Origin of the sequence: Methylobacterium sp. PvR107 (genome assembly GCF_017833295.1) — a bacterium.
Taxonomy (GTDB): domain Bacteria; phylum Pseudomonadota; class Alphaproteobacteria; order Rhizobiales; family Beijerinckiaceae; genus Methylobacterium.
The window spans coordinates 1,127,699-1,147,829 of the sequence record NZ_JAFIBW010000001.1 but is presented as its reverse complement, the minus strand read 5'-3'; the positions used below and the strand labels follow the sequence as shown (position 1 = coordinate 1,147,829).

Below are 20,131 nucleotides of genomic sequence, written 5' to 3'. Positions count from 1 at the left end.
ATGGTCAGGACAGAGCCTCTTGAAGAAGCTCCGCCTCGGCCTCGGCCAGGATCTCGTCGGCGCCCTCGCCGTAGACCCGCTCGCGCCCGATCTCGAGCATCACGGATACGGAGAGCGGCGAGACCCGGTCGAGAGACCTGTGGATGATTCGCCCCTGGATGCGCTCTAGCATCATGCCGAGGCGCCTCACGTCGAGGAGTCCGGTTGCCGCATCCTGCCGCGCCGCGCGGAGCAGCAGGTGGTCGGGCTGGTGCTTGCGCAGCACGTCGTAGATCAGGTCGGTCGAGATCGTGACCTGACGGCCCGATTTTTTTAGACCCGGGTGATGGCGCTCGATCAGACCGGCGATCACCGCGCACTGGCGAAACGTGCGCTTCATCATCGCCGATTCGTCGAGCCACGCCTCCAGGTCGTCGCCCAGCATGTCGACCGCGAACAGGTCGCCGATGAAGTCCGGATCGAGGGTCGCGCGCTCGGACACGTCGCGGGTCGTCCAGATCGCGATGCCGTAATCGTTGGCCGCGAAGCCCAGCGGCCGCAGGCCGTCACGCTCGAGCCGGCGGGTCAGCAGCATGCCGAGCGTCTGGTGGGCCAGGCGCCCCTCGAACGGGAAGGCCGTCAGGTAGTAGCGCTTGCCGCGCGGGAACGTCTCGACCAGCAGGTCGCGCTCGCCCGGCAGGACCGAGCGGCGGCGCTGCTGCAGCAGGTATTCGCCGATCTGCTGCGGCAGGCGCTCCCACGCGAACGGGTCGGCGATCAGCGCCCGGACCCGCTCGGCCAGGAAGGTCGAGAGCGGGAACTTCGCGCCCGCGTAGGACGGGATCGCCGGGTCGGTCCCGGGCGGTGCGCGGGTCACGAGGCACTCGTCCTCGGCCAGTCCCTCGAACCGCAGGGTCTCGCCGGCGAACAGGAAGGTGTCGCCGACGGTGAGCGTCTCGGCGAACTCGTCCTCGATCTCGCCGAGCACCCGGCCGGTCTTCGGCAGGACCGTGCCGGGCTTGCCGCGCACAGTCCGGCCGAGGCGCACCCGCACCCGGGCCGCCTCCACGATGGTGCCGACATTCATCCGGTAGGCCTGGGCGGTGCGGGCGTCGCGCACGCGCCAGAGCCCATCCGGTCCGCGCAGGATCTTGGCGAAGCGCTCGTAGGCGCGCAGCGCGTAGCCGCCGGTGGCAACGTAATCAACCACCTGCTCGAACGACTCCCAGGTCAGGCCGGCATAGGGCGCCGCCGAGACGATCTCGTCGTAGAGGTCGAGGGGATCAAAGGCGTCGGCGCAGGCCATGCCGAGCACGTGCTGCGCGAGCACGTCGAGGGCGCCCAGCCGGGCGTCGGGCGTGTCCTGCGCGGCCTCCTCGACGGCGTCGAGCGCCGCCTGGCACTCCAGCATCTCGAAGCGGTTGCCGGGGACGAGATAGGCCTTCGAGGGCTCGTCCATCCGGTGGTTGGCCCGGCCGATCCGCTGCATGATCCGGCTCGCGCCCTTCGGCGCGCCGACATTGACCACGAGGTCGACGTCGCCCCAATCGATGCCGAGGTCGAGGGTCGCGGTGCAGACGATCGCGCGCAGCTGGCCCGCCGCCATGGCGGCCTCGACCCTGCGCCGCTGCTGGGCGTCGAGGGAGCCATGGTGGATCGCGATCGGCAGCGCGTCCTCGTTGAGCCGCCACAATTCCTGGAAGGTGTACTCGGCCTGGAGGCGCGTGTTGACGAAGACCAGCGTGGTCCGATGCTCCTTGATGAGCTCGTAGATCGCCGGCATCGAATGCCAGGCGGTGTGGCCGGAGATTGGCAGAGCCCGGCCGAGGTCGAGCATGCGCAGGTCCGCCTTCGCGCCGCCGGCCACGGTGACGAGGTCGGCCATGGAGGGCACCGCACGCTCTCCCTCCTCGGCGGAAGAGGGCGGCCCGGTCGTTAGGCCGGGTCGGGCCGGGACGAAGTCCCGCAAGCGGGGAGCGCGGGTTTCGGAAGGGGCGCGGCCTTCATGAAGTTCACTGCCGCGATCTGCACCGCCGCTCCCCTCTCCCGACCCGCTTCGCGGGCCACTCACCCCCGCAAAGGGGGGAGGGGGAAGCGGGCCTTGCGGCACCAGATACTTCCGCAATTCGTCCGGCTCGCGCACCGTCGCCGACAGCCCGATCGCCGCGAGCCCGGGGCTCAGCCGGTGCAGCCGCGCCAGCGCCAAGGACAGCAGGTCGCCGCGCTTCGAGGTCACCAGCGCGTGCAGCTCGTCGAGGATGACGCAGCGCAATCCCGAAAAGAGCGCCGCCGCCTCGCGATGAGCGATCAGCAGCGCCAGCTGCTCGGGCGTGGTCAACAGGATGTCGGGCGGCCGGCTGATCTGGCGGGTGCGCTTGTGCGCGGGCGTGTCGCCGGTGCGCGTCTCCACCCGCACGGGCAGCGCCATCTCGGCGATGGGCGCGTCGAGGTTGCGGGCGATGTCGACCGCCAGCGCCTTCAGCGGCGAGACGTAGAGCGTGTGGAGCCCCGTGGGCTTCAGCTTCTGCGGCCCGCGCTCCGCGAGGGCGACGAGGCTCGGCAGGAACCCGGCGAGCGTCTTGCCGGCGCCCGTCGGCGCTACCAGCAGGGCCGAACGGCGGTCCCCGGCGATCCGCAACAGGTCGAGCTGGTGCTGCCGGGGCGCCCAGCCGCGCGCCGCGAACCAGGCCCGGAACGTCTCCGGCAGGATCTCGGACGGATCGCTCAGGCGAGCGCCATCAGGAAGCGGTCGATCAGTTCCAGCGCCCGTTCGCTCATCGGGCTCGGATAGCGCGCGAAGACGTGGCAGCCGCCGGGATAGATCGCCGTATGGCCGCCATTCCCCGCCGCGGCCCAGCGCGCCGACATGTACAGCGTGTCATCGAGGAGTGGATCGGCGGTGCCGATGGTGAACAGAGCGGGCGGCAGGCCCTTCAGATCGGCGTAGATCGGCGACACGTCCGGGCGGCGCCGGTCGATCCCCTCAAGGACGTAGTCGTCGGCGAACTTGGTCAGGTCGCGGGTGTTCACGACCAGACGCTCCTCGCCCCAGTTCCGCACCGAAGGGGTCAGGCCCAGGTCGAAGAAGCCCGCGTTGAGGTTGGCGCCGCGGAACGCCCGTGGCAGGTTGTGCTTGTCGCGCAGCCGCAGCAGCACCATCACGGCGAGATGGGCGCCGACCGACTCGCCGCCGATCGTCAGGGCGTGGATGCCGAACTCGGCCTTGCCGGGCCCAGCGAGCCAGAGGGCCGCGGCCTCGCAGTCGAGCAGGGCCGCCGGGTAGGGATGCTCCGGCGCGAGGCGGTAATCCACCGACAGGGCGACGAAGCCGCAGGTATCGGCGATCCGCTCGAGCCACGGATCCTGCTCGTCGGCCGAGCCCCAGACCCAGCCGCCGCGATGAATGTGCAGATAGGCGCCGCGCAGCTTCGCGCCCGGCTTGGGATGGATCACGCGGAGCCGGAGCGGCCCCCCCGGACCGTCGATGGTCAGCCATTCCGCGCGGGCGCTGTGCGGCATTGCCGGCGCCGCCTTGGTGCCGGCGCGGCGGCGCTCCCGCACCTCGGCGATCGGCAGCGACCAGGGATCCGGCAAGGCGGCATGCGCCGCGACGATCTCGGCATTGATCCGGATCGTCTCGGGATCGATCGTCGCCGGGTCGAACAGGGCGTGGTCGATCATAATGCGTTTGGTCCCGTCGGTCCTCGGAGCCTCTCACGAAACTCCCGCGCCTGAGGGGCTCTCCTGAGCCCAAGCAGCGCAGCGGACGTTTCGCGAGGTGCCTCATCCATCGCCAATCCCCACATCTTGGCGGGACCGACGCCGCTTGCCATCTGGGCTTAGCGGGAGAAATCCGCCAACGCTCGATCCGCGCTCGGGTTTCGCCGCGGTGTGGTGTACCGGTCACGGTTCTGCCCGCTTCGTCGCCGATCCGGAAGGCCTGAGGTTCACGAGGACGCAATGCTCGTCGATCATAACCGGCGCCCGCAGGGCTTCGAGCAGGGTGCGCCGAATTCGGACGGCGCCTACGGGGCGAGCGCCTATCGGCCGCGCGGGTCGGCGCTGCGCCGCTTCCTCGGCGGCTCGCCCGTCGGGGTATTTGTCCGCCTGCTGTTCCTATCGGTGCTGGTCGGCGCCTTCATGTCGATGCTCGGCCTGACGCCCGGGCGTCTGTTCTGGCATCTGTACGATTCGGCCAGGGCGCTGATCGAGGTCGGCCTTGCCTCGCTTCACGATTTCGGCGGCTGGATCGTCGCCGGGGCGATCGTGGTCGTGCCGCTGTGGCTGATCGCACGGCTCTTCGCGGTCTCGCGCTGAGGGCCCGGCCAACAGGCCGTTGCTCCGAACCACGCCGTGATCGTGCGTGTCGGCGACGATCCGGAGCCACTCACACAGCGTGGCTGCCCCGTCATCCGGTGGCCGCGGCAGCGGAGCCCGGGATCCAGACCCGACGATGCTCCAGGATCTGAAGCGACAGCACGTCTGGTTTCCGGGCTCGCCCGTGGCGCCCCGGAATGACGGCCATCATATCGGCGAGCCGACGAGATCCGTAGGCCTGCGCACAGCGGCACGTCCGGCGTTGGTGCATCTCGCGGTTGCGGTCTTGAGGGTTTTCGATCGCGTCACGATTGCTAGGCTTGCGGTATGACACACGCTCTGGTCAGTCCCGGCCGGCCGACGCACCGCCGCGTGCTGGCTCTGGCGCTCCCGATGACGCTGGCGAACGTCACCACGCCGATGCTCGGCTTCGTCGGCGCGGCGGTGATCGGCCGGCTCGGCGATGCCGCGCTCCTCGGCGCCGTGGCCCTCGGTGCGGTGATCTTCGATGCGATCTTCTGGTCCTTCGGCACCCTGCGCATGGCGACCGCGGGCCTGACCGCCCAGGCGGTGGGTGCCCGCGACGATGCGGAGGTCGACCGGATCCTGGCCCGGACGCTGGCGGCGGGTGGTCTGATCGGCCTGATCCTGATGGCGCTGCAATGGCCGCTGGCACAGGTCGCCTTCGCGATCAGCGGCGCCAGCGACACCGTCGTCGCCGGCTTGGCGGTCTACTTCCACATCCGCATCCTGTCCGCGCCCTTCGTGCTGGCGAATTACGGCGTGCTCGGATCGGTGCTGGGCCGCGGGCGCACCGATCTCGGCCTGCTGCTGCAGGTGGCGATCAACCTGGCCAATATCGCGCTGACCCTCGTCCTCGTCCTGGGCTTCGGCCTCGGGCTGATGGGGGCGGCCTTGGCGACCGTCTGCGCCGAGGCGACAGGGCTCGGCCTCGGTCTGGTCGTCCTGGCGCGCCTCGGGTCGAAGCCGTTCCGGGTGCCGGTGCGCGACCTGCGCGATGCCGCGGCGCTCCGGCGGACGCTCAGCGTCAACATCGACGTGATCTTGCGGACGCTGGCGCTGATCACCGGCATCGTGCTGTTCTCGGCCCTCGGGGCCCGGCAGGGCGACGTGGTGCTCGCCGCCAACTCGGTCCTGTGGAATCTCTTCCTGATCGGCGGCTTCTTCCTCGATGGCTTTGCCACGGCGGCCGAGACCCTGTGCGGCCAGGCGGTCGGCGCCCGGGATGCCGCGGCCTTCCGAGGCGCCGCGTCCCTGTGCCTGCGCTGGTGCCTCGGCTTCGGGCTCGCCGTCAGCCTGCTCTCGCTCGCGGGCGGCCACGGCTTCATCGATTTCGTCACCACCAGCGGGCCGGTGCGCGAGACCGCGCGGGCCTATCTGCTGTTCGCCGCGCTGGCACCCCTCGCCGCCGCAGCGCCCTTCGCCTTCGACGGAATCTATATCGGCGCGACGTGGACGCGGGCGATGCGTGACCTGATGCTGTGCGCGCTGGCCGCCTATTGCGCGATGCTGGCGATCGTCCAGGTTCTGGGCCTCGGCAATACCGGGCTGTGGCTCGCCTTCGTGGTGTTCCTCGGCGCCCGGGGCCTGGGCCAGGCGATCGCCTTTCCGGCCCTGGCCCGCAGGACGTTCGGGGAGGGAAGCGCGTCGCCTCTCGAACGGGCAGCCTGAGTCGCGGCGGTCCTAGTGCGGATCCTTCCAGCCCGTGCGCGTCGGAGCGGGCCGCGCGACGGGGCCCGTCGCACGCGGCATCTCGGCCTCCGCGCGGCGCGCGTAGGACCGCCGCGTGCCGGCGTAGCCGTAGCGACGGCCGCGCCGGACATGACGGCGCCCCCGCTCCGTCGAATTGCCCACGAAGCCGCCGACCACCGCGCCCGCGACCGCGCCGATCGGCCCGCCGACAAGGGCGCCCGCGACGGCGCCCGAGCCGACGCCCATCGTGGTCCGGCTCTGCGCCCAAGCCGTTCCCGGTGCGCCGAGGGCGCCGACCAGTGCAAGGACAACCAAGGTCTTGTGCATGCCTGTAAATCCGACGTCTCAGAACTGACTTGGGTCGGCCTTTAAACGTCGGAACGTGACCAAACCGCGGCTGCCATCCGTGATGACCGGCCCCGGTGTCAAACCGTGAGCGGACTCACCGGTCCCGACCAATGGGGTGTGGAATGGCCGTGCGCGTGCTTTAGGGTGCACCGCAACGACGGCCGGCCGCCGGGCGGCCGCATGCGGGAGAAGCCCATGGCAACGACGACAGACCTGCGCCTGCGCCGGAGCGTATTGTACATGCCCGGCTCCAACCAGCGGGCCCTCGACAAGGCGAAGTCGCTCCCGGTCGACAGCATCATCCTCGACCTCGAGGACGCGGTCGGGCCGGAGGAGAAGGAGATCGCCCGCGAGCAGGTCTGCGCCGCGGTCAAGAGCGGGGCCTATGGCGACCGCGAGCTTATCATTCGCGTCAACGCCCCTCAGACGCCCTGGGGCGAGGCCGATCTGCACGCGGCGATCGAGGCCAAGCCCGACGCGATCCTGATGCCGAAGGTGTCGTCCCCGGCCGTGCTGGAGAGCATCGCCGACCGGCTCGAATCGCTCGATGCGCCGGAGGGCATCGCGATCTGGGCGATGATCGAGACGCCGGCCTCGATCCTGAACATCCAGGAGATCGCCCGCGCCAAGCGCGACCCGCGCAACCGCCTGACCTGCCTCGTGCTCGGCACCAACGACCTCGCCAAGGACACCTGGGCGAAGATCGTTCCCGGCCGCGTGCCGATGCTGCCCTGGATGATGATGGCGCTGGCCGCGGCCCGGGCCGAGGGGCTCGCCATCCTCGACGGCGTCTACAACGACATCGCCGACACGGAGGGGTGCCGCGACGAGTGCCGGCAGGCGCGCGATCTCGGGTTCGACGGCAAGACCCTGATCCACCCCACGCAGCTGGAACCGGCCAACACGTCCTTCGCGCCGACCGACGAGGAGGTGCGCCGGGCCAAGCTGGTGATCGAGGCCTTCGAGCGGCCGGAATACGCCAAGCGCGGCGCGATCAAGCTGGAGGGACGGCTCTACGAGCGGCAGCATCTCGGCGTGAACCGCCGGGCGGTGACCTGGGCCGAGGCGATCAAGGCGAAGGGCTTCTGAGCGCGGCTCCGCCCGATCGTTGCGCACCCGTCCTTGCGAGCGGCGCGAAGCCGTCCGGAACCGCCACGCTCGGCGATGTCCCGCTGCCCCGGCTGACTTCGCTACGATCGTGAGGACGGCGGGGACGGCGGCACCGAGGCTGGTGAATCGGCGGTGGTGTAGCGCGTCCGCTGGGTGCGCCCATCCCGCGCCGTGACGGTGACCAGCCCGGCTTCCTCTAGCCCGACCAGCGCCCGCAGCACGAGGGCGTGCTCCACCTCGAAGGTGCGGGCGAAGGCGCGGCTGTCGCCGGGCAGGCCGAGGTGGAGCGCCGCCAGGAGACCCGTCTCCAGGGACGGCAGCCCGGGATGCGCGGCCGACACCCGGTCGAGGGCGGCGACGAACCCCGCCTCATCGGGCGCGTCGCTCACGCCGCGGCGCGCGCCTGCAGAGTGACCAGCACCGACTTGGAGGTCGGCGTGTCGCTCTTCTCGCCGAAGGTCGAGAGCGGCACCAGCACGTTCAGCTCCGGATAATAGCCGGCCAGCGATCCCCGCGGCATGTCGAACGGCACGAGGCGGAAATCCTCGGCCCGCCGGGTGACGCCGTCGTCGTGCGTGCCGACGATGTCGACGCGCTCGCCGAGCCGGTCGCGGATCTCCGCAAGATCGTCCGGATGGGCGAACACGACGCGGCGCTCGCCATAGACACCCCGGTAGCGGTCATCCAGGCCGTAGATCGTGGTGTTGTACTGGTCGTGGCTGCGGAAGGTCTGCAGCACGTAGGTGTGGCGCGCCTTCTGGGCGGCCTGATGCTCGGTCTCGGCGGGGAGGGCGTCCGCCGAGAAATTGGCGCGTCCCGTGCCGGTGTCGAACACCCGCTCGGCGGCGAGGTTGCGCAGCATGAAGCCGCGCGGCTTGCGCACCCGGGTGTTGTACTCGGAAAATCCCGGGATGGTGGCGGCGATCGCCTCGCGAATCCGGTCGTAATCCGCCGCGAACCCCGCCCAATCGATGGACGACGATCCGACCGTCGCCTGCGCCATGCCGGCGATGATGGCGATCTCCGAGCGCAGCGCCTTCGAGGCCGGCTTGTTGATGCCCCCCGACCCGTGGACCATGCTCATCGAATCCTCGACGGTCACGATCTGGATCTTGCCCTCGTCGTTGCGGTCGATCTCCGTCCGGCCGAGGCAGGGCAGCAGGTAGCCGACCGCGCCCGGCACCAGATGGGCGTGGTTGAGCTTCGTGGCGATGTGCACGGTGAGGCGGCAGGAGGCGAGCGCCTGAGCCACCACGGGGGTGTCGGGGGTGGCCCGCAGGAAGTTGCCGCCGAGCCCGATGAAGGCCTTCGACGTGCCGTCCCGCATGGCGCGGATCGCCGCCAGGACGTTGTGGCCGTGCCGGCGCGGCATGGCGAGACCGAAATGCTGCTCCAGGGCGTCAAGGAAGGAACCGGCCGGGCGCTCGTTGATGCCGACGGTCCGGTCGCCCTGGACGTTGGAATGGCCGCGCACCGGGCACAGGCCCGCGCCGGGCCGGCCGATATGGCCGCGCAGGAACAGCAGGTTGGCGATCTCCCGGATCGTCGCCACCGAGTGACGATGCTGGGTCACGCCCATGGCCCAGGTCGCGATGACCCGCTCGGCGCCGAGATAGACGTCCGCCATCGCGGCGATCTCGTCCGGGGTCAGGCCGGATTGGTCGAGGATCGCGTCCCAGGAGGTCGCATCGACAGCCGCTCGGTAGGCCACGAGTCCCGCGGTGTGGTGCTCCACGAACGCGCGATCCAGGAGCGAGGGCCGGCCGGCCGCCAGGGCCTCGGCGTCGCGGGCGAACACGATCTTGGCGATGCCCCGGAAGGCCGCCATGTCGCCGCCCGAGCGCGGCTGGAGATAGTGGCTGGCGATCGGGCGGCTCGAACCGCGCAGCATCTCGACCGTGTTCTGCGGGTCGGCGAAGCGCTCCAGGCCGCGCTCGCGCACCGGGTTGAGCACCACGACCTTGGCACCGCGCTCGGCCGCCCGGCGCAGGTCGCCGAGCATGCGCGGATGGTTGGTGCCGGGGTTCTGGCCGACGCAGAAGATCGCGTCCGCCTTCTCGAAATCTTCCAGCAGCACCGTGCCCTTGCCGATGCCGATCGCGTCGATCAGCGCGACGCCGCTGGCCTCGTGGCACATGTTCGAGCAGTCGGGAAAATTGTTGGTCCCGTAGGCGCGGGCGAAGAGCTGATACAGGTAAGCGGCTTCGTTCGAGGCCCGGCCCGAGGTGTAGAACTCGGCCTGATCCGGATGGTCGAGCCCGCGCAAGGTCGCGCCGATCTCCGCGAAGGCCTCGTCCCAGCCCACCGGCAGGTAGCGGTCGCTGGCCGCGTCGTAGCGCATCGGGTGCGTCAGGCGGCCCTGGCCCTCCAGGGCGTAGTCGCTCCAGGTGCGCAGCTCGGTCAGGGTGTGCTTGGCGAAGAAGGACGGCTTCGTGCGCTTGTCGGTGGCCTCCCAGGAGACCGCCTTGACGCCGTTCTCGCAGAACTCGAAGGACGAGCCGTGCTCCGGGTCGCCCCAGGCGCAGCCGGGGCAGTCGAACCCGTCGGGCTGGTTGGCCTTCAACAGGGCGCGGGCCCCGGTGAGCGGCGCGCGGCTGCCGAGCAGGTGCTTGCCGCAGCTCTTCAGAGCGCCCCAGCCGCCGGCCGCGGATGAGCGCTTGGAAGACCCTTCAGATTGGGCCATGAACCGTCCTGGATTGGGTGATGCGAGGTGTCTCGCAGAGGCGAGATAAGCGTCTCCGCGCCGCCCTCACAATGGCGTGCGCGCGCAGGCCCCTCATGCGCGGGACACAGGCTAAGCTCCCGCTCCGCAAAGCCTTTCTAAATTGAGCGGCGAAGACGGATCGCCAAAGGCATGGGCTGGTCAGGTCTTCCCGGACTCCGCCCCGTCGTCGCGAGCGCAGCGAAGCGATCCAGGGCGGCGCGACACGCCGGATCGTGGCGCCGATCGGATTGCTTCGCTCCGCTCACAAAGACAGCTGTGGGCGGCGCCTTGGGACGGGGATCCGTATCACGCGCCGCGGGCCAGATCTGCGGCGTCGCGCCCGACGACCTGCCGGAGCGCGGTGATTCCTTCCTGATTCATGCGCCGGACGAGCCCCGCCTTGATGCGCCCGACCAATCCCGGCCCCTCGTAGACCAGCGCCGAGTAGAGCTGCACGAGGCTGGCGCCGGCGAGGATCTTGGTCCAGGCGGCCTCCGCGGAATCGACGCCGCCGACCCCCACCAGGGGCAGGCTGTCTCCGACCCGCAGGCGGGTCTGCGCCAGCATCCGGGTCGCCGGACCGAACAGGGGGCGGCCGGACAGCCCACCGGTCTCCCGAGCGAGGGCCTGCTCGACCAGGTTCGCGGGTCGCGCGACCGTGGTGTTCGAGACGACGAGGGCCTGCACCCCACGCCGGAGCGCCGTCGCGCAGACCGCGTCGAGGGCGTCCAGCGCCAAGTCGGGCGCGATCTTCAGGAGGATCGCGGCCGAGGCTCCGGCCACGTCGCGGGCCTCGACCGTCCGGGCGAGCAACTCGTCCAGGAATGCCTCGCCCTGCAGGTCGCGCAGACCCGGCGTGTTCGGCGAGGAAACGTTGACGGTGACGAAATCGACGAGCGGCGCCAGCGCCGCCGTGCAGGCCGCGTAGTCGGCGAGGCGGTCGGCCGAATCCTTGTTGGCGCCGATATTGACGCCGACGATGCCGGGCCGTCCTGCCCGGGCGCGCAATCGGGCGGCCACCACCGCGAGCCCTTCGCTGTTGAGGCCGTAGCGGTTGATCACGGCGCGGTCCGCCGTGAGGCGGAACACCCGCGGCTGCGGGTTGCCCGGCTGCGGCCGCGGCACGACCCCGCCGACCTCGACGAAGCCGAAGCCGAGGCCGAGCAGCGCGTCGGGCACACGGGCACCCTTGTCGAAGCCGGCCGCGAGGCCGACCGGATTGGGGAAGCGGCGGCCGAGCAGGTCGACCGCGAGTCGCGAATCGTCCGCACGCCTGCGGCCGGACGGCAACAGCGCCAGCGCCCGCAGCGTCAGGTCATGCGCGCGCTCGGCATCGAGGCCGTGGAGCAGCGGCCGGACGAGGGGAAAGGCGACGTCGATCATGCCGGCAGAAGCCCGGCCGGAAAGACGTGGCGCCCATCCGTGCCGAGGGGAAGCGCATCCACCGAACGCACTGCCTCGAGCGGCAGCGCAGCGTAGAGATGCGGGAACAGATCCCCACCGCGGGAGAGCTCGTAGCGCAGGTCATCCCCGAGCGACCCGGGCTCGACGGCGACGATGAGCAGATCATCCTGTCCGGCGAAATGGCGGGCGGCGGTTTCGGCGACCTGGGCGGCCGTGGAGAAGTGGATGAAGCCGTCCTGCCGGTCGACCGGCGCCCCCGTGAAACGGCCTGCGGCCTCCGCCTCGCGCCAGAGCGTGCGCGGACAGATCTTGTAGATGAGCGGCATCGAAGCTCCCCGAAAACCGACGCGTCGATAGAGGCGCGGCGCATCCTCGGCAACTCCGGGACGTCCGTCGGATTCGTGGAGCGATTGCATTCTGCTGCCCGTAGTTCTACTTTCCTACGACTAGGCTGACCGTCACAAAGCCGTGTCCGAGGCGGGTGACCCGTACCGGATCGCGAATTGTCCAGTATTTCGGCGCGTACCCGGCGGGCGCTGAGCGTACCCGGCGGGAAGATCGTCCCTTTGCCTCCGAGGCAGCCGAATCTCGGCTGGCGAGACGGAGGCGCCAGCCCGCTCAGGGTGAGTCTCCGAGCCCGCTATGCTGTCGCACGAGCAGATCTGGAACGCCATCGACAGGCTCGCAGAGCGGCACGGCTTCTCGGCCTCCGGGCTCGCCCGGCGGGCGGGGCTGGATGCCACGAGCTTCAACCGCTCGAAACGCGTGGGCGCCGACGGGCGCAAGCGCTGGCCATCCACCGAGTCGGTGTCGAAGGTTCTGGCCGCGACCGGGTCCAGCCTGGACGAGTTCCTGCGGCTGATCGAGGCCCGGGAGGTCCCGGCGCGCACGATGGTCCCGCTGATCGGCCTGACCCAGGCCGGCGCCGGCCGCCTCTTCACCGACGAGGGCATGCCCACCGGGGGGGCCGGCTGGGAGGAGATCGAGTTTCCGGATCTCGGTGAGGAACGGGCCTTCGCCCTCGAGATCCAGGGCGATTCCATGCTGCCCCTGTTCCGCGACGGGGACGTGCTGATCGTCTCGCCCACCGCGAGCGTGCGCAAGGGCGATCGCGTCGTGGTGCGCCTGCATGGCGGCGAGGTGCTCGCCAAGGAGTTGAAGCGGCGCACGGCCCGGACCGTGGAACTGGCCTCGCTCAACCCGGAGCACGAGGACCGGCTGCTGAATCTCGGCGAGGTCGCCTGGATGGCCCGGGTGATGTGGGTGCGCCAGTAGCGGGCCGGTTCCGTGCCCGATCGCGCCCCGCGGCTTGGCCGGAACACGGTTCGTCGCTATCGGTTGGCCGTCGCGGGTCTTCCGCATAACCTCGGTGCGAAGTGAGCATGGCGCAGCCGGGGACGGTCCATGGAGCAGGTCCGGGCGCGACGCTCACAGACGAAGCCCGCACGCTGCTCGATGCCCTGCCGACGGCGAGCCTCCTCTTCGATGCGGCGGGCCGGATCCTCCACGTCAATCCATCCGCCGAACGCCTGACGGGCTTTCCGGCGGCCGACCTCATCGATCGCGGCCTCGACCTGATCCTGGCGCCGCGGGCGAGCGGGCCCGACCCGCTTCAGGACGGTGACCAGGAGTTTCCCGCCGCCTGCGCGGACGGAACGAACTTCTGGGCCTGCCTGACGACGGTGCCGCTGCCCGGCTCGGCCTTCCGCATCGGGCAGATCCTGAACGTCACGGGCCGCCGCGAGGCGGAGGGGGCGCTGGCGCTTTCGCGCCAGCGCGAGGCGCTCGGCCTGCTCACCAACAGCGTGGCGCACGAGTTCAACAACTTCCTGCAGATCCTGATCGGATACATCGACGGCTTGAAGCGCCGCCTCGGCGACCGCGAGGAGCCGTTCATCCAACGCGCGATCTCCCGCTCCGCCGATGCGACCGAGCGGGCCGCGATCCTCACGCGCCAGCTGCTGGCCTATTCACGGCGCATCGCCCCGGATGTGCGCGCGGTCGATCTCGACGCGATCGTGGCGGATCTCGCAGGGCGCCTCGCGCCCGAACTGCCGCCCGGGATCCATCTCGTCGTGTCGGCCACGCCGGGCCTGCCGCGGGCAATCAGCAACCCGACGCAGATCGAATTCGCCCTGCGGCATCTGGTCGCCAATGCCTGCGAGGCCATGCCGTCCGGCGGCACCCTCACGCTCTCGACCTACCGGGTCGACCCCGGCGACCGGGCGATGCAGCAGCCGGACGAGGGTATCGTCGGGATCGCGGTTTCCGATACGGGCCAGGGGATGTCGCCGGAAATGCTCGCGCGGGCCCTGGCGCCGTTCCAGACCAGCCGCGAGGCCGGGCGCGGGGCGGGCCTCGCAATCGTGCACGGCCTGATGAAGCGCCAGAACGGGACCATCACCCTGGACAGCCGGCCCGCTGAGGGCACGCAAGTCCGGCTGTCGTTTCCGGCGGCACCCGAGCGCACGCTGCATTAAGCACGCTGCGCGCCGGAATCAGCGCGCAGGACTAAAACCCGTCCTGAGCCGTTACCATATCGTCACTGGCGCTCTGCGCCGATCGATTCTCGTCCCTAGAGGCGTGTACATGCTGACCCAGATTTCGCGCCGCCGGCGCGTGGCCGCCCTCCTGGCGCTGGCCACGGCGCTGACCGTCGCGGCGCCCGTCGCTGAAGCCCGTCCGGGCGGCGGCAGCTCCTTCGGATCCCGCGGCTCGCGCACCTATACGGCGCCGTCGGCGACGCCGACCGCGCCCGGCGGCGGCATGACGATGCAGCGCTCGCAGACCGCGCCATCCCCGGGCATGGGCAGCCCCGGCATGCAGGCTCCGGCCGCGACCGGCCGCCGGTTCGGCGGCGGCTTCTTCGCGGGCCTGCTCGGCGTCGGCCTGATCGGTGCCCTGCTCGGCGGCGGCTTCTTCGGGGGCCTCGGCGGCTTGGCCTCGATGATCGGCCTGCTGTTCCAGGTCGGTCTCGTGGTGCTCGTCGTGATGATGGCCCTCCGCTTCTTCCGGCGCCGGAACGAGCCTGCCGGCGCCGGTGCGCCCTACGCACGCTCGTCCCTCGACGATCAGCAGGGATCCCGCGGCCCCATGGGCGGTGCTCAGGGCGGCCCCACGGCCGGCATGTTCGGAGGCGGCCAGCGCCCGCCGCAGACCCGTCCCGTGCAGATCGGCCCGGCCGATTACCAGGCGTTCGAGCGGCTGCTCGGCGACATTCAGGATGCCTATTCCCGCGAGGATCGCGTGACCCTCGGCAACCTCTCCACGCCCGAAATGGTGAGCTACTTCGATGAGGAGTTGCGCAACAACGCGGCCCGCGGCGTGGTGAACAAGATCTCGGACGTGAAGCTGCTCCAGGGCGACCTGGCGGAGGCCTGGGGCGAGGATCGCAACGACTACGCCACGGTGGCGATGCGCTACGCGCTCAAGGACGTGATGATCGAGCGGAACGGCGGCCGCGTCGTCCAGACCGACTCCTCCGAGGCGACGGAGATCTGGACCTTCCTGCGCCAGCCCGGCCGCGGCTGGGTGCTCTCGGCGATCCAGCAGACCCGCTGATCGCGACAGCGCTCCGGCCTCCGGGCCTGAGCCCCGACCGTTCCCTTCACGCCGGCGCCGTCACCGCGGTGCCGGCGTTTCTGTGTCCATCCCACAGATTGGCGAGATCGACGAAGCCGGCCACAGGAATCTCCTCGGCCCGCGCCGTCTCGGACAGCCGCGCCGCGGCCAGCAGGGCGCCGGCATCGGGGGTCAGCGCCTTGAGGCTCTGGCGCAGCATCTTGCGGCGCTGACCGAACGCCGCCCGGGTCACGGCTTCCAGGGCCTTGGCCCGGCAGGGCAGGGGCTGCGCACGCGGCACCAGCCGCACCACGCTCGACGTCACCTTCGGGGGCGGCACGAACGCCGAGGGGCTGACGTCGAACAGGATCTCGGCCTCGGTGCGCCAGCCGCAGAGGACGCCGAGCCGGCCGTAATCCGCCCGGGTCTCGGGCCCGGCGACGATGCGCTCGGCGACCTCGCGCTGAAACATCAGCACGGCCTGATCCCACCAGGGCGGCCAGACCTCGCCGTCGAGCCAGCCCGTGAGCAGGGCGGTGCCGACATTGTACGGCAGGTTGGCGACGATCCGGACCGGCCCCGAGCCCACGACCGGCCGCGGATCGAAGGCCAGCGCGTCGGCATCGATCACATCGAGCCGGCCCGGATAATGGGCGGCGATCTCCGCGAGCGCCGGCAGGGCACGCGGGTCGCGCTCGATCGCCACCACGCGCGCGGCACCCTCGGCCAGCAGCGCCCGGGTCAGGCCGCCCGGCCCCGGACCGACCTCCACCACCGTGACGCCCTCCAGCGGCCCGGCGGCCCGGGCGATCCGGCCGGTGAGGTTCAGATCGTAGAGGAAGTTCTGGCCGAGCGCCTTCTTGGGCTCCAGACCGTGCCGGGCGACGACGTCGCGGAGCGGCGGCAGGCCGTCACTGGCGGTCACGGCACGCGCTCACAGCTCATCCTCGGGGTCGAAGTGTCGGGCGCCGGCCGACCGCGGCCGGCCGGCATAGATGCTGAACGGAATGACCTCGCACCCGTCCGGCACCGCCCCGGTGCGGCCGGCCTCGGTCGCCGCCAGCCTGTCGGCAAGACGCAGAGCCGCGATCAGGCTGTCGGGCCGCGCGACGCCCTTGCCGGCGATGTCGAAGGCGGTGCCGTGATCGGGCGAGGTCCGCACGAACGGCAGCCCGAGGGTGACGTTGACGCCGTCGTCGAACGCGATGGTCTTGATCGGGATCAGGGCCTGATCGTGGGTCGGCGCCAGGGCGACGTCGTAGGATTCGCGGGCTCGGGCATGGAACAGGGTGTCCGCGGGCAGGGGCCCGCGGATGTCGATCCCCTGCGCCCTCAGCCTCGCCACCGCCGGGGCGAGCACGTCGCGGTCCTCATGGCCGATCGTACCGGCCTCGCCGGCATGCGGGTTCAGGCCCGCGAGGACGAGGCGCGGCTCGGGCAGGCCGAACCGGTCCCGCAGGTCCCGGGCCACGATGGCCGCGGTCTCCTCGACGAGTTCCTGGGTGAGGAGGCCCGGCACGTCCCTGAGCGGGACGTGGATCGTCACCGGCACCACCGAGAGCTCCGCGCTCCAGATCATCATCACCGGCCGAGGCGGCGTGCGGCCGGCAGGCACCGACAGGGCAGCCAGAAATTCGGTGTGGCCCGGATAGGCGAAGCCGGTCCGGGTCAGCACGAACTTGGCGATCGGATTGGTCACCACGGCGCTGGCGCGCCCCGCCCTCACGAAGCCGACCGCGGCCGTGATCGACTCGATGGTGGCGCCGGCATTGACGGGATCGGGAACGCCGGGCACGGCGGACACGCGCGCGCCGCTCGGCAGCGGCACCACCGGCAGGGCGCGGGGAAACACCTCGGCCGCCGTCTCGGGATCGACCTCGGCCACGGGGACCGGCCGGTTCAGGTGGTTGGCGAGGCGCTCGATGAAGGCCGGATCGCCCACGAGGAAGAACGGCGGCAGCGGCGCGGCACCGCCGCGCCCGAGCCAGGCGCTGAGCGCCAGCTCCGGACCAATCCCGGCCGGGTCTCCGAGGGTGAGGGCAAGGGGCGGCATGGACGGTCTATAGCGCCCGCGCGGCGCGGGTGCATCCTCGGCGTGGGCCGTTCGTGATGCGGAGGGCGGGGCACGCGGCGCGGGCGCGGTTGGTGCGAAGCCCTGGATCCAGCCCGTCATTCCGGGGCCGCGCTGCGGAGCCCGGAATCCAGAGCCGCAAACGAGCCAGGCAAAGGCAGCGATGGCGCGTCTGGGTGCCGGCCTCGCCTGCGGTGCCCCGGAGCGACGGTGTGCTTCGATCAGGCCGCCGAGGCCGATTCAGGAGACCGGTCGTCCCATCGGCCGGCGGGGCCTTACCGCACCGAGGCGATGCCGTCCGCCGTGGTGGCGGTGCCGACGTTCTGGCGCAGATCCGCCTCGCCCAGCGTCTTCAGCTCGACGCGCAGCAGCACGGTCTGGTTGCGCTCACGCACGCCTGTGGCGGTCGCGATCGGCGAGTTGATGTAGTTCAGCGAGACGGTGGTGCACTCGTCCTGATAGCCGCCGCCGAAGCTCGCGCCCGACAGATAGAACCGACCAGGGTTCTGATAGATCGGCACGGTGCCGATCGGGTTCGCCAGGTAGGACGACAGAGCGTCCGTGTAGGTGTTGCGCACGTCGAGATAGTGCGTCAGGTCGACGAGCAGCGAGCCCGAGAGGAACCAGTTCGGCGTGATGTTGTAGGTCGCGGTGGCGGTGATGCCCTCGCGGTAGTGGCTGTAGCCGAGCAGCGGCTGCGCCTCGTAGTACGAGTAGAAGGCCGACACGGTCAGGGGCAGGAACGGCGCGAACCGCGCCGTGGCGCCGGTCTCGAACCGCGCGACGTGGAAGTCGGCCTGGTTGAACCGCGCCCGGGTGATGAACGTGATGTTCTGGTTCGGCGAGACCTGGAACCGGCCGACGAAGTCGGACCGCTGCGTCTCCAGGCCGGAATCGAGGCCGACATTGGCGATGTCGCCGCGCCGGAACGAGTTGACGCCCGCGAGCTGAATCGACTCGCCGAACAGCACGTTCGCGTACCAGCCGGACGGCGTCACGACGGAGTACTGGCCGCCGAGGTTGGTGCGCACGCCGCCCTCGACCCGGTCGTAGCCCGAGAACTTGTCCCATTCGAACAGCGACGTGTCGTCGAAGACGAGGCTCTGCGCGTCCTCGTTGGGCAGGCGGCCGATCCGGGTTTCCGACGGGCGGGCGATGATCTGGCCGATCGGCTCCAGCGTGTGGACGCCGAGGGCGCCGAAATTGGCGACGAACGGGTAGCGGTAGTCGAGGCCGACCGCCGGCATGACCCGGCCGGCGAAGCCGTCATCGATCTTGGCCACCTGCGGGGCGAGGTCGTTCTGGTAGCCGGAGAAGCTCGGGTTGGTGAAGAACGCGTCGGTGCGCAGATACGCGAACGGCGTGAACTTCTGGCCGAAATCGTCGATGAAGCTGCGGCGCCAGGACAGCTCGGCGGAGGCGCGGGTGTTGGTGCCGGCCAGCCCCTGGATCAGGCAGGTGCCGCGCTGGAAGATCGTGCAGGTCTGGTAGAGCGGGAAGCTGACGCCGTTCACGCTCGGCGAGAACAGGTAGCTCGAGGTGCGGGGCAGGCCCTGGTACTGCGTGCTCTCGCGGGTCAGGCTGGTGATGTTGGCCTGGAAGCGGACCTCGCCACCGATCTCGGACGGACCGTTGATACGCTTGTCGTAATCGATGACCGGCGCGACGATCGGCTGTTGCTTCTGCCAGTCGAAGCTCGACAGGCCCTTGAAGTAATAGCCGCGCGCCTCGAACCACGAGCGGTCGCCCTGACCGATCAGGTAGGCGGTCGAGGTCGCCTCACGGAAATAATCCGTGGTGATGTTCTGGTTGCGGATCCGGTAATTGTCGAGGAACCACTTGTCGGTGACGCCGACGAGGTCCCAGCCGGTGCGCCAGCGCGGGTTGATGTAGAACCGGCCCTGCGATTCCACCGAGCCGCGGAAGTCGCGCTCGCCGGCACCCAGCGGGCTCGGCAGGAAGGCGGAGGGCGTCGTCTGCGAGATGCCCGACAGGCGGATGTTGTAGAAGCCGTTGTCGATCCGCTGGCGGAACTCGCCCTGGCCGAGCAGCCCCTGACGGCTGAGCAAGGTCGGCGTCAGCGTCAGGTCGTAGTTCGGCGCGAGATCGATGAAGTACGGCAGCGACACGCCGTTGCCGAGCGCGGTCGTCGTGATGAAGCGCGGCGTCAGGAAGCCGGTCTTGCGCTTCACGGTCGGGTCCGGCGCCTCGAAATACGGCAGGTAGGCAACCGGAATCCCGGCGAGTTCCAGCGTGGACTCGTCGAAGTAGACCGTATGGGTCTCGTTGTCGTGGACGATCTTCCTCGCCTTGATCTGCCAGAGCGGCGGCGTCTCGGGGTTGTCTTTGCAGGGCTCGCAGGCGGTGTAGCTGCCGGACTCGAAACTCGTCTGCTCGCCGTTCAGCCGCTCGGCCCGCGGTGCGGAAAAGCGGGTCCGCACGGTCTCGAACTTGCGCTGAACGGTCTGCTGGCCGCGGAACGCGTCGACGAAGCCGGTCTTGAAATCGTCGGTGAGCTCCATGCGCTCGCCGGTCACGACCCCGCCATCGGCCTCGGTCAGCCGGACATTGCCCTCGGCGAAGACGCGGCCGGTGTTGCGGTCGTAGCGGACGCGGTCGGCCTGGAGCGTACGGGGGCCGTAATGCAGCTCGGCATTGCCGCGGGCCGTCACCGTGCTGCGATCGTTGTCGTAGATCAGCTCGTCGGCCTCGACGAGGAGCTTGTCGCCGGGCTTGCCGGCCTTCACGGCGGGCAGACCCTGGGCGTGCGCGGACACTCCGCCGGCCAGGGGCACGGCGAGCGCCAGCGCGGCCAGGAGCCCGGCCTTCCGCAGGATGTCGGCGACCTTACGCAACGCGTGTCCCAACCCCTGTGACGTCCACCGCCACGAACCTCAACACCCGTCTCCCTGCCCGCGAAGGAT

16 protein-coding genes are annotated in these 20,131 nt (G+C 70.5%); 6 read left to right on the top strand and 10 right to left on the bottom strand.

All coding sequences use genetic code 11. The annotated features are described in order from the left end of the window. Positions 1-4: 4 nt before the first annotated feature. Positions 5-2,707 carry a ligase-associated DNA damage response DEXH box helicase gene (locus tag JOE48_RS05265; RefSeq protein WP_245253111.1) on the bottom strand — a complete coding sequence of 901 codons (2,703 nt, stop codon included), beginning with the start codon at positions 2,705-2,707 and terminating at the stop codon, positions 5-7. Further along, positions 2,704-3,660, bottom strand: a complete 957-nt coding sequence (locus JOE48_RS05260; RefSeq protein ID WP_210028475.1) for an alpha/beta hydrolase — start codon at positions 3,658-3,660, stop codon at positions 2,704-2,706. Before JOE48_RS05260 ends, JOE48_RS05265 begins: the two co-directional genes overlap by 4 nt. Positions 3,661-3,939: 279 nt before the next feature. On the opposite strand from JOE48_RS05260, the gene JOE48_RS05255 reads away from it, so the two are divergent. Both JOE48_RS05255 and JOE48_RS05250 read left to right on the top strand, forming a co-directional pair. Then, the gene (locus JOE48_RS05255) at positions 3,940-4,296 is read left to right on the top strand and encodes a DUF6460 domain-containing protein (protein ID WP_210028473.1); all 357 of its coding nucleotides are present in this window, start codon (positions 3,940-3,942) and stop codon (positions 4,294-4,296) included. Between the two features lie 327 nt (positions 4,297-4,623). Then, the gene (locus JOE48_RS05250; protein ID WP_210028472.1) at positions 4,624-5,988 is read left to right on the top strand and encodes an MATE family efflux transporter; all 1,365 of its coding nucleotides are present in this window, start codon (positions 4,624-4,626) and stop codon (positions 5,986-5,988) included. A gap of 12 nt (positions 5,989-6,000) precedes the next feature. Here the strand turns inward: JOE48_RS05250 and JOE48_RS05245 are convergent, their stop codons facing one another. Further along, the gene (locus JOE48_RS05245) at positions 6,001-6,336 is read right to left on the bottom strand and encodes a hypothetical protein (RefSeq protein ID WP_210028471.1); all 336 of its coding nucleotides are present in this window, start codon (positions 6,334-6,336) and stop codon (positions 6,001-6,003) included. Between the two features lie 216 nt (positions 6,337-6,552). On the opposite strand from JOE48_RS05245, the gene JOE48_RS05240 reads away from it, so the two are divergent. Continuing rightward, positions 6,553-7,446, top strand: coding sequence for an HpcH/HpaI aldolase/citrate lyase family protein (locus JOE48_RS05240; protein WP_210028470.1), 894 nt, complete (start codon positions 6,553-6,555; stop codon positions 7,444-7,446). Positions 7,447-7,547: 101 nt separating this feature from the next. Here JOE48_RS05240 and JOE48_RS05235 read toward each other — a convergent pair whose 3' ends face one another. The 4 genes from JOE48_RS05235 to JOE48_RS05220 all read right to left on the bottom strand — a co-directional run bounded on the left by JOE48_RS05235 (position 7,548) and on the right by JOE48_RS05220 (position 11,901). Next, on the bottom strand, positions 7,548-7,856 hold the full coding sequence (locus JOE48_RS05235; RefSeq protein WP_210028468.1) for a hypothetical protein: 309 nt from the start codon (positions 7,854-7,856) through the stop codon (positions 7,548-7,550). Further along, positions 7,853-10,150: an FdhF/YdeP family oxidoreductase gene (locus tag JOE48_RS05230; protein ID WP_210028467.1), complete on the bottom strand. Its 2,298-nt coding sequence runs from the start codon at positions 10,148-10,150 to the stop codon at positions 7,853-7,855. Before JOE48_RS05230 ends, JOE48_RS05235 begins: the two co-directional genes overlap by 4 nt. Before the next feature lie 327 nt (positions 10,151-10,477). After that, positions 10,478-11,554: a quinone-dependent dihydroorotate dehydrogenase gene (locus JOE48_RS05225; RefSeq protein WP_210028465.1), complete on the bottom strand. Its 1,077-nt coding sequence runs from the start codon at positions 11,552-11,554 to the stop codon at positions 10,478-10,480. Beyond that, positions 11,551-11,901 (bottom strand): DUF952 domain-containing protein, encoded by a 351-nt coding sequence (locus tag JOE48_RS05220; protein WP_210028463.1) that lies wholly within the window; start codon positions 11,899-11,901, stop codon positions 11,551-11,553. Before JOE48_RS05220 ends, JOE48_RS05225 begins: the two co-directional genes overlap by 4 nt. Before the next feature lie 316 nt (positions 11,902-12,217). On the opposite strand from JOE48_RS05220, the gene JOE48_RS05215 reads away from it, so the two are divergent. From JOE48_RS05215 to JOE48_RS05205, 3 genes are all read left to right on the top strand, one after another. Beyond that, the gene (locus JOE48_RS05215; protein ID WP_210028461.1) at positions 12,218-12,850 is read left to right on the top strand and encodes a helix-turn-helix transcriptional regulator; all 633 of its coding nucleotides are present in this window, start codon (positions 12,218-12,220) and stop codon (positions 12,848-12,850) included. Positions 12,851-12,957: 107 nt separating this feature from the next. Beyond that, positions 12,958-14,055 carry a two-component system sensor histidine kinase NtrB gene (locus tag JOE48_RS05210; RefSeq protein WP_210028460.1) on the top strand — a complete coding sequence of 366 codons (1,098 nt, stop codon included), beginning with the start codon at positions 12,958-12,960 and terminating at the stop codon, positions 14,053-14,055. A gap of 109 nt (positions 14,056-14,164) precedes the next feature. Beyond that, on the top strand, positions 14,165-15,136 hold the full coding sequence (locus JOE48_RS05205) for a TIM44-like domain-containing protein (RefSeq protein WP_210028459.1): 972 nt from the start codon (positions 14,165-14,167) through the stop codon (positions 15,134-15,136). Positions 15,137-15,182: 46 nt separating this feature from the next. Here the strand turns inward: JOE48_RS05205 and rsmA are convergent, their stop codons facing one another. The 3 genes from rsmA to JOE48_RS05190 all read right to left on the bottom strand — a co-directional run bounded on the left by rsmA (position 15,183) and on the right by JOE48_RS05190 (position 20,062). Then, positions 15,183-16,061, bottom strand: a complete 879-nt coding sequence (gene rsmA, locus JOE48_RS05200) for a 16S rRNA (adenine(1518)-N(6)/adenine(1519)-N(6))-dimethyltransferase RsmA (protein WP_210028456.1) — start codon at positions 16,059-16,061, stop codon at positions 15,183-15,185. A gap of 9 nt (positions 16,062-16,070) precedes the next feature. Continuing rightward, positions 16,071-17,189, bottom strand: a complete 1,119-nt coding sequence (gene pdxA, locus JOE48_RS05195) for a 4-hydroxythreonine-4-phosphate dehydrogenase PdxA (RefSeq protein WP_210028455.1) — start codon at positions 17,187-17,189, stop codon at positions 16,071-16,073. Positions 17,190-17,482: 293 nt separating this feature from the next. After that, complete coding sequence (locus JOE48_RS05190) at positions 17,483-20,062, bottom strand: LPS-assembly protein LptD (protein ID WP_210028454.1); 2,580 nt, start codon at positions 20,060-20,062, stop codon at positions 17,483-17,485. Positions 20,063-20,131 lie beyond the last annotated feature (69 nt).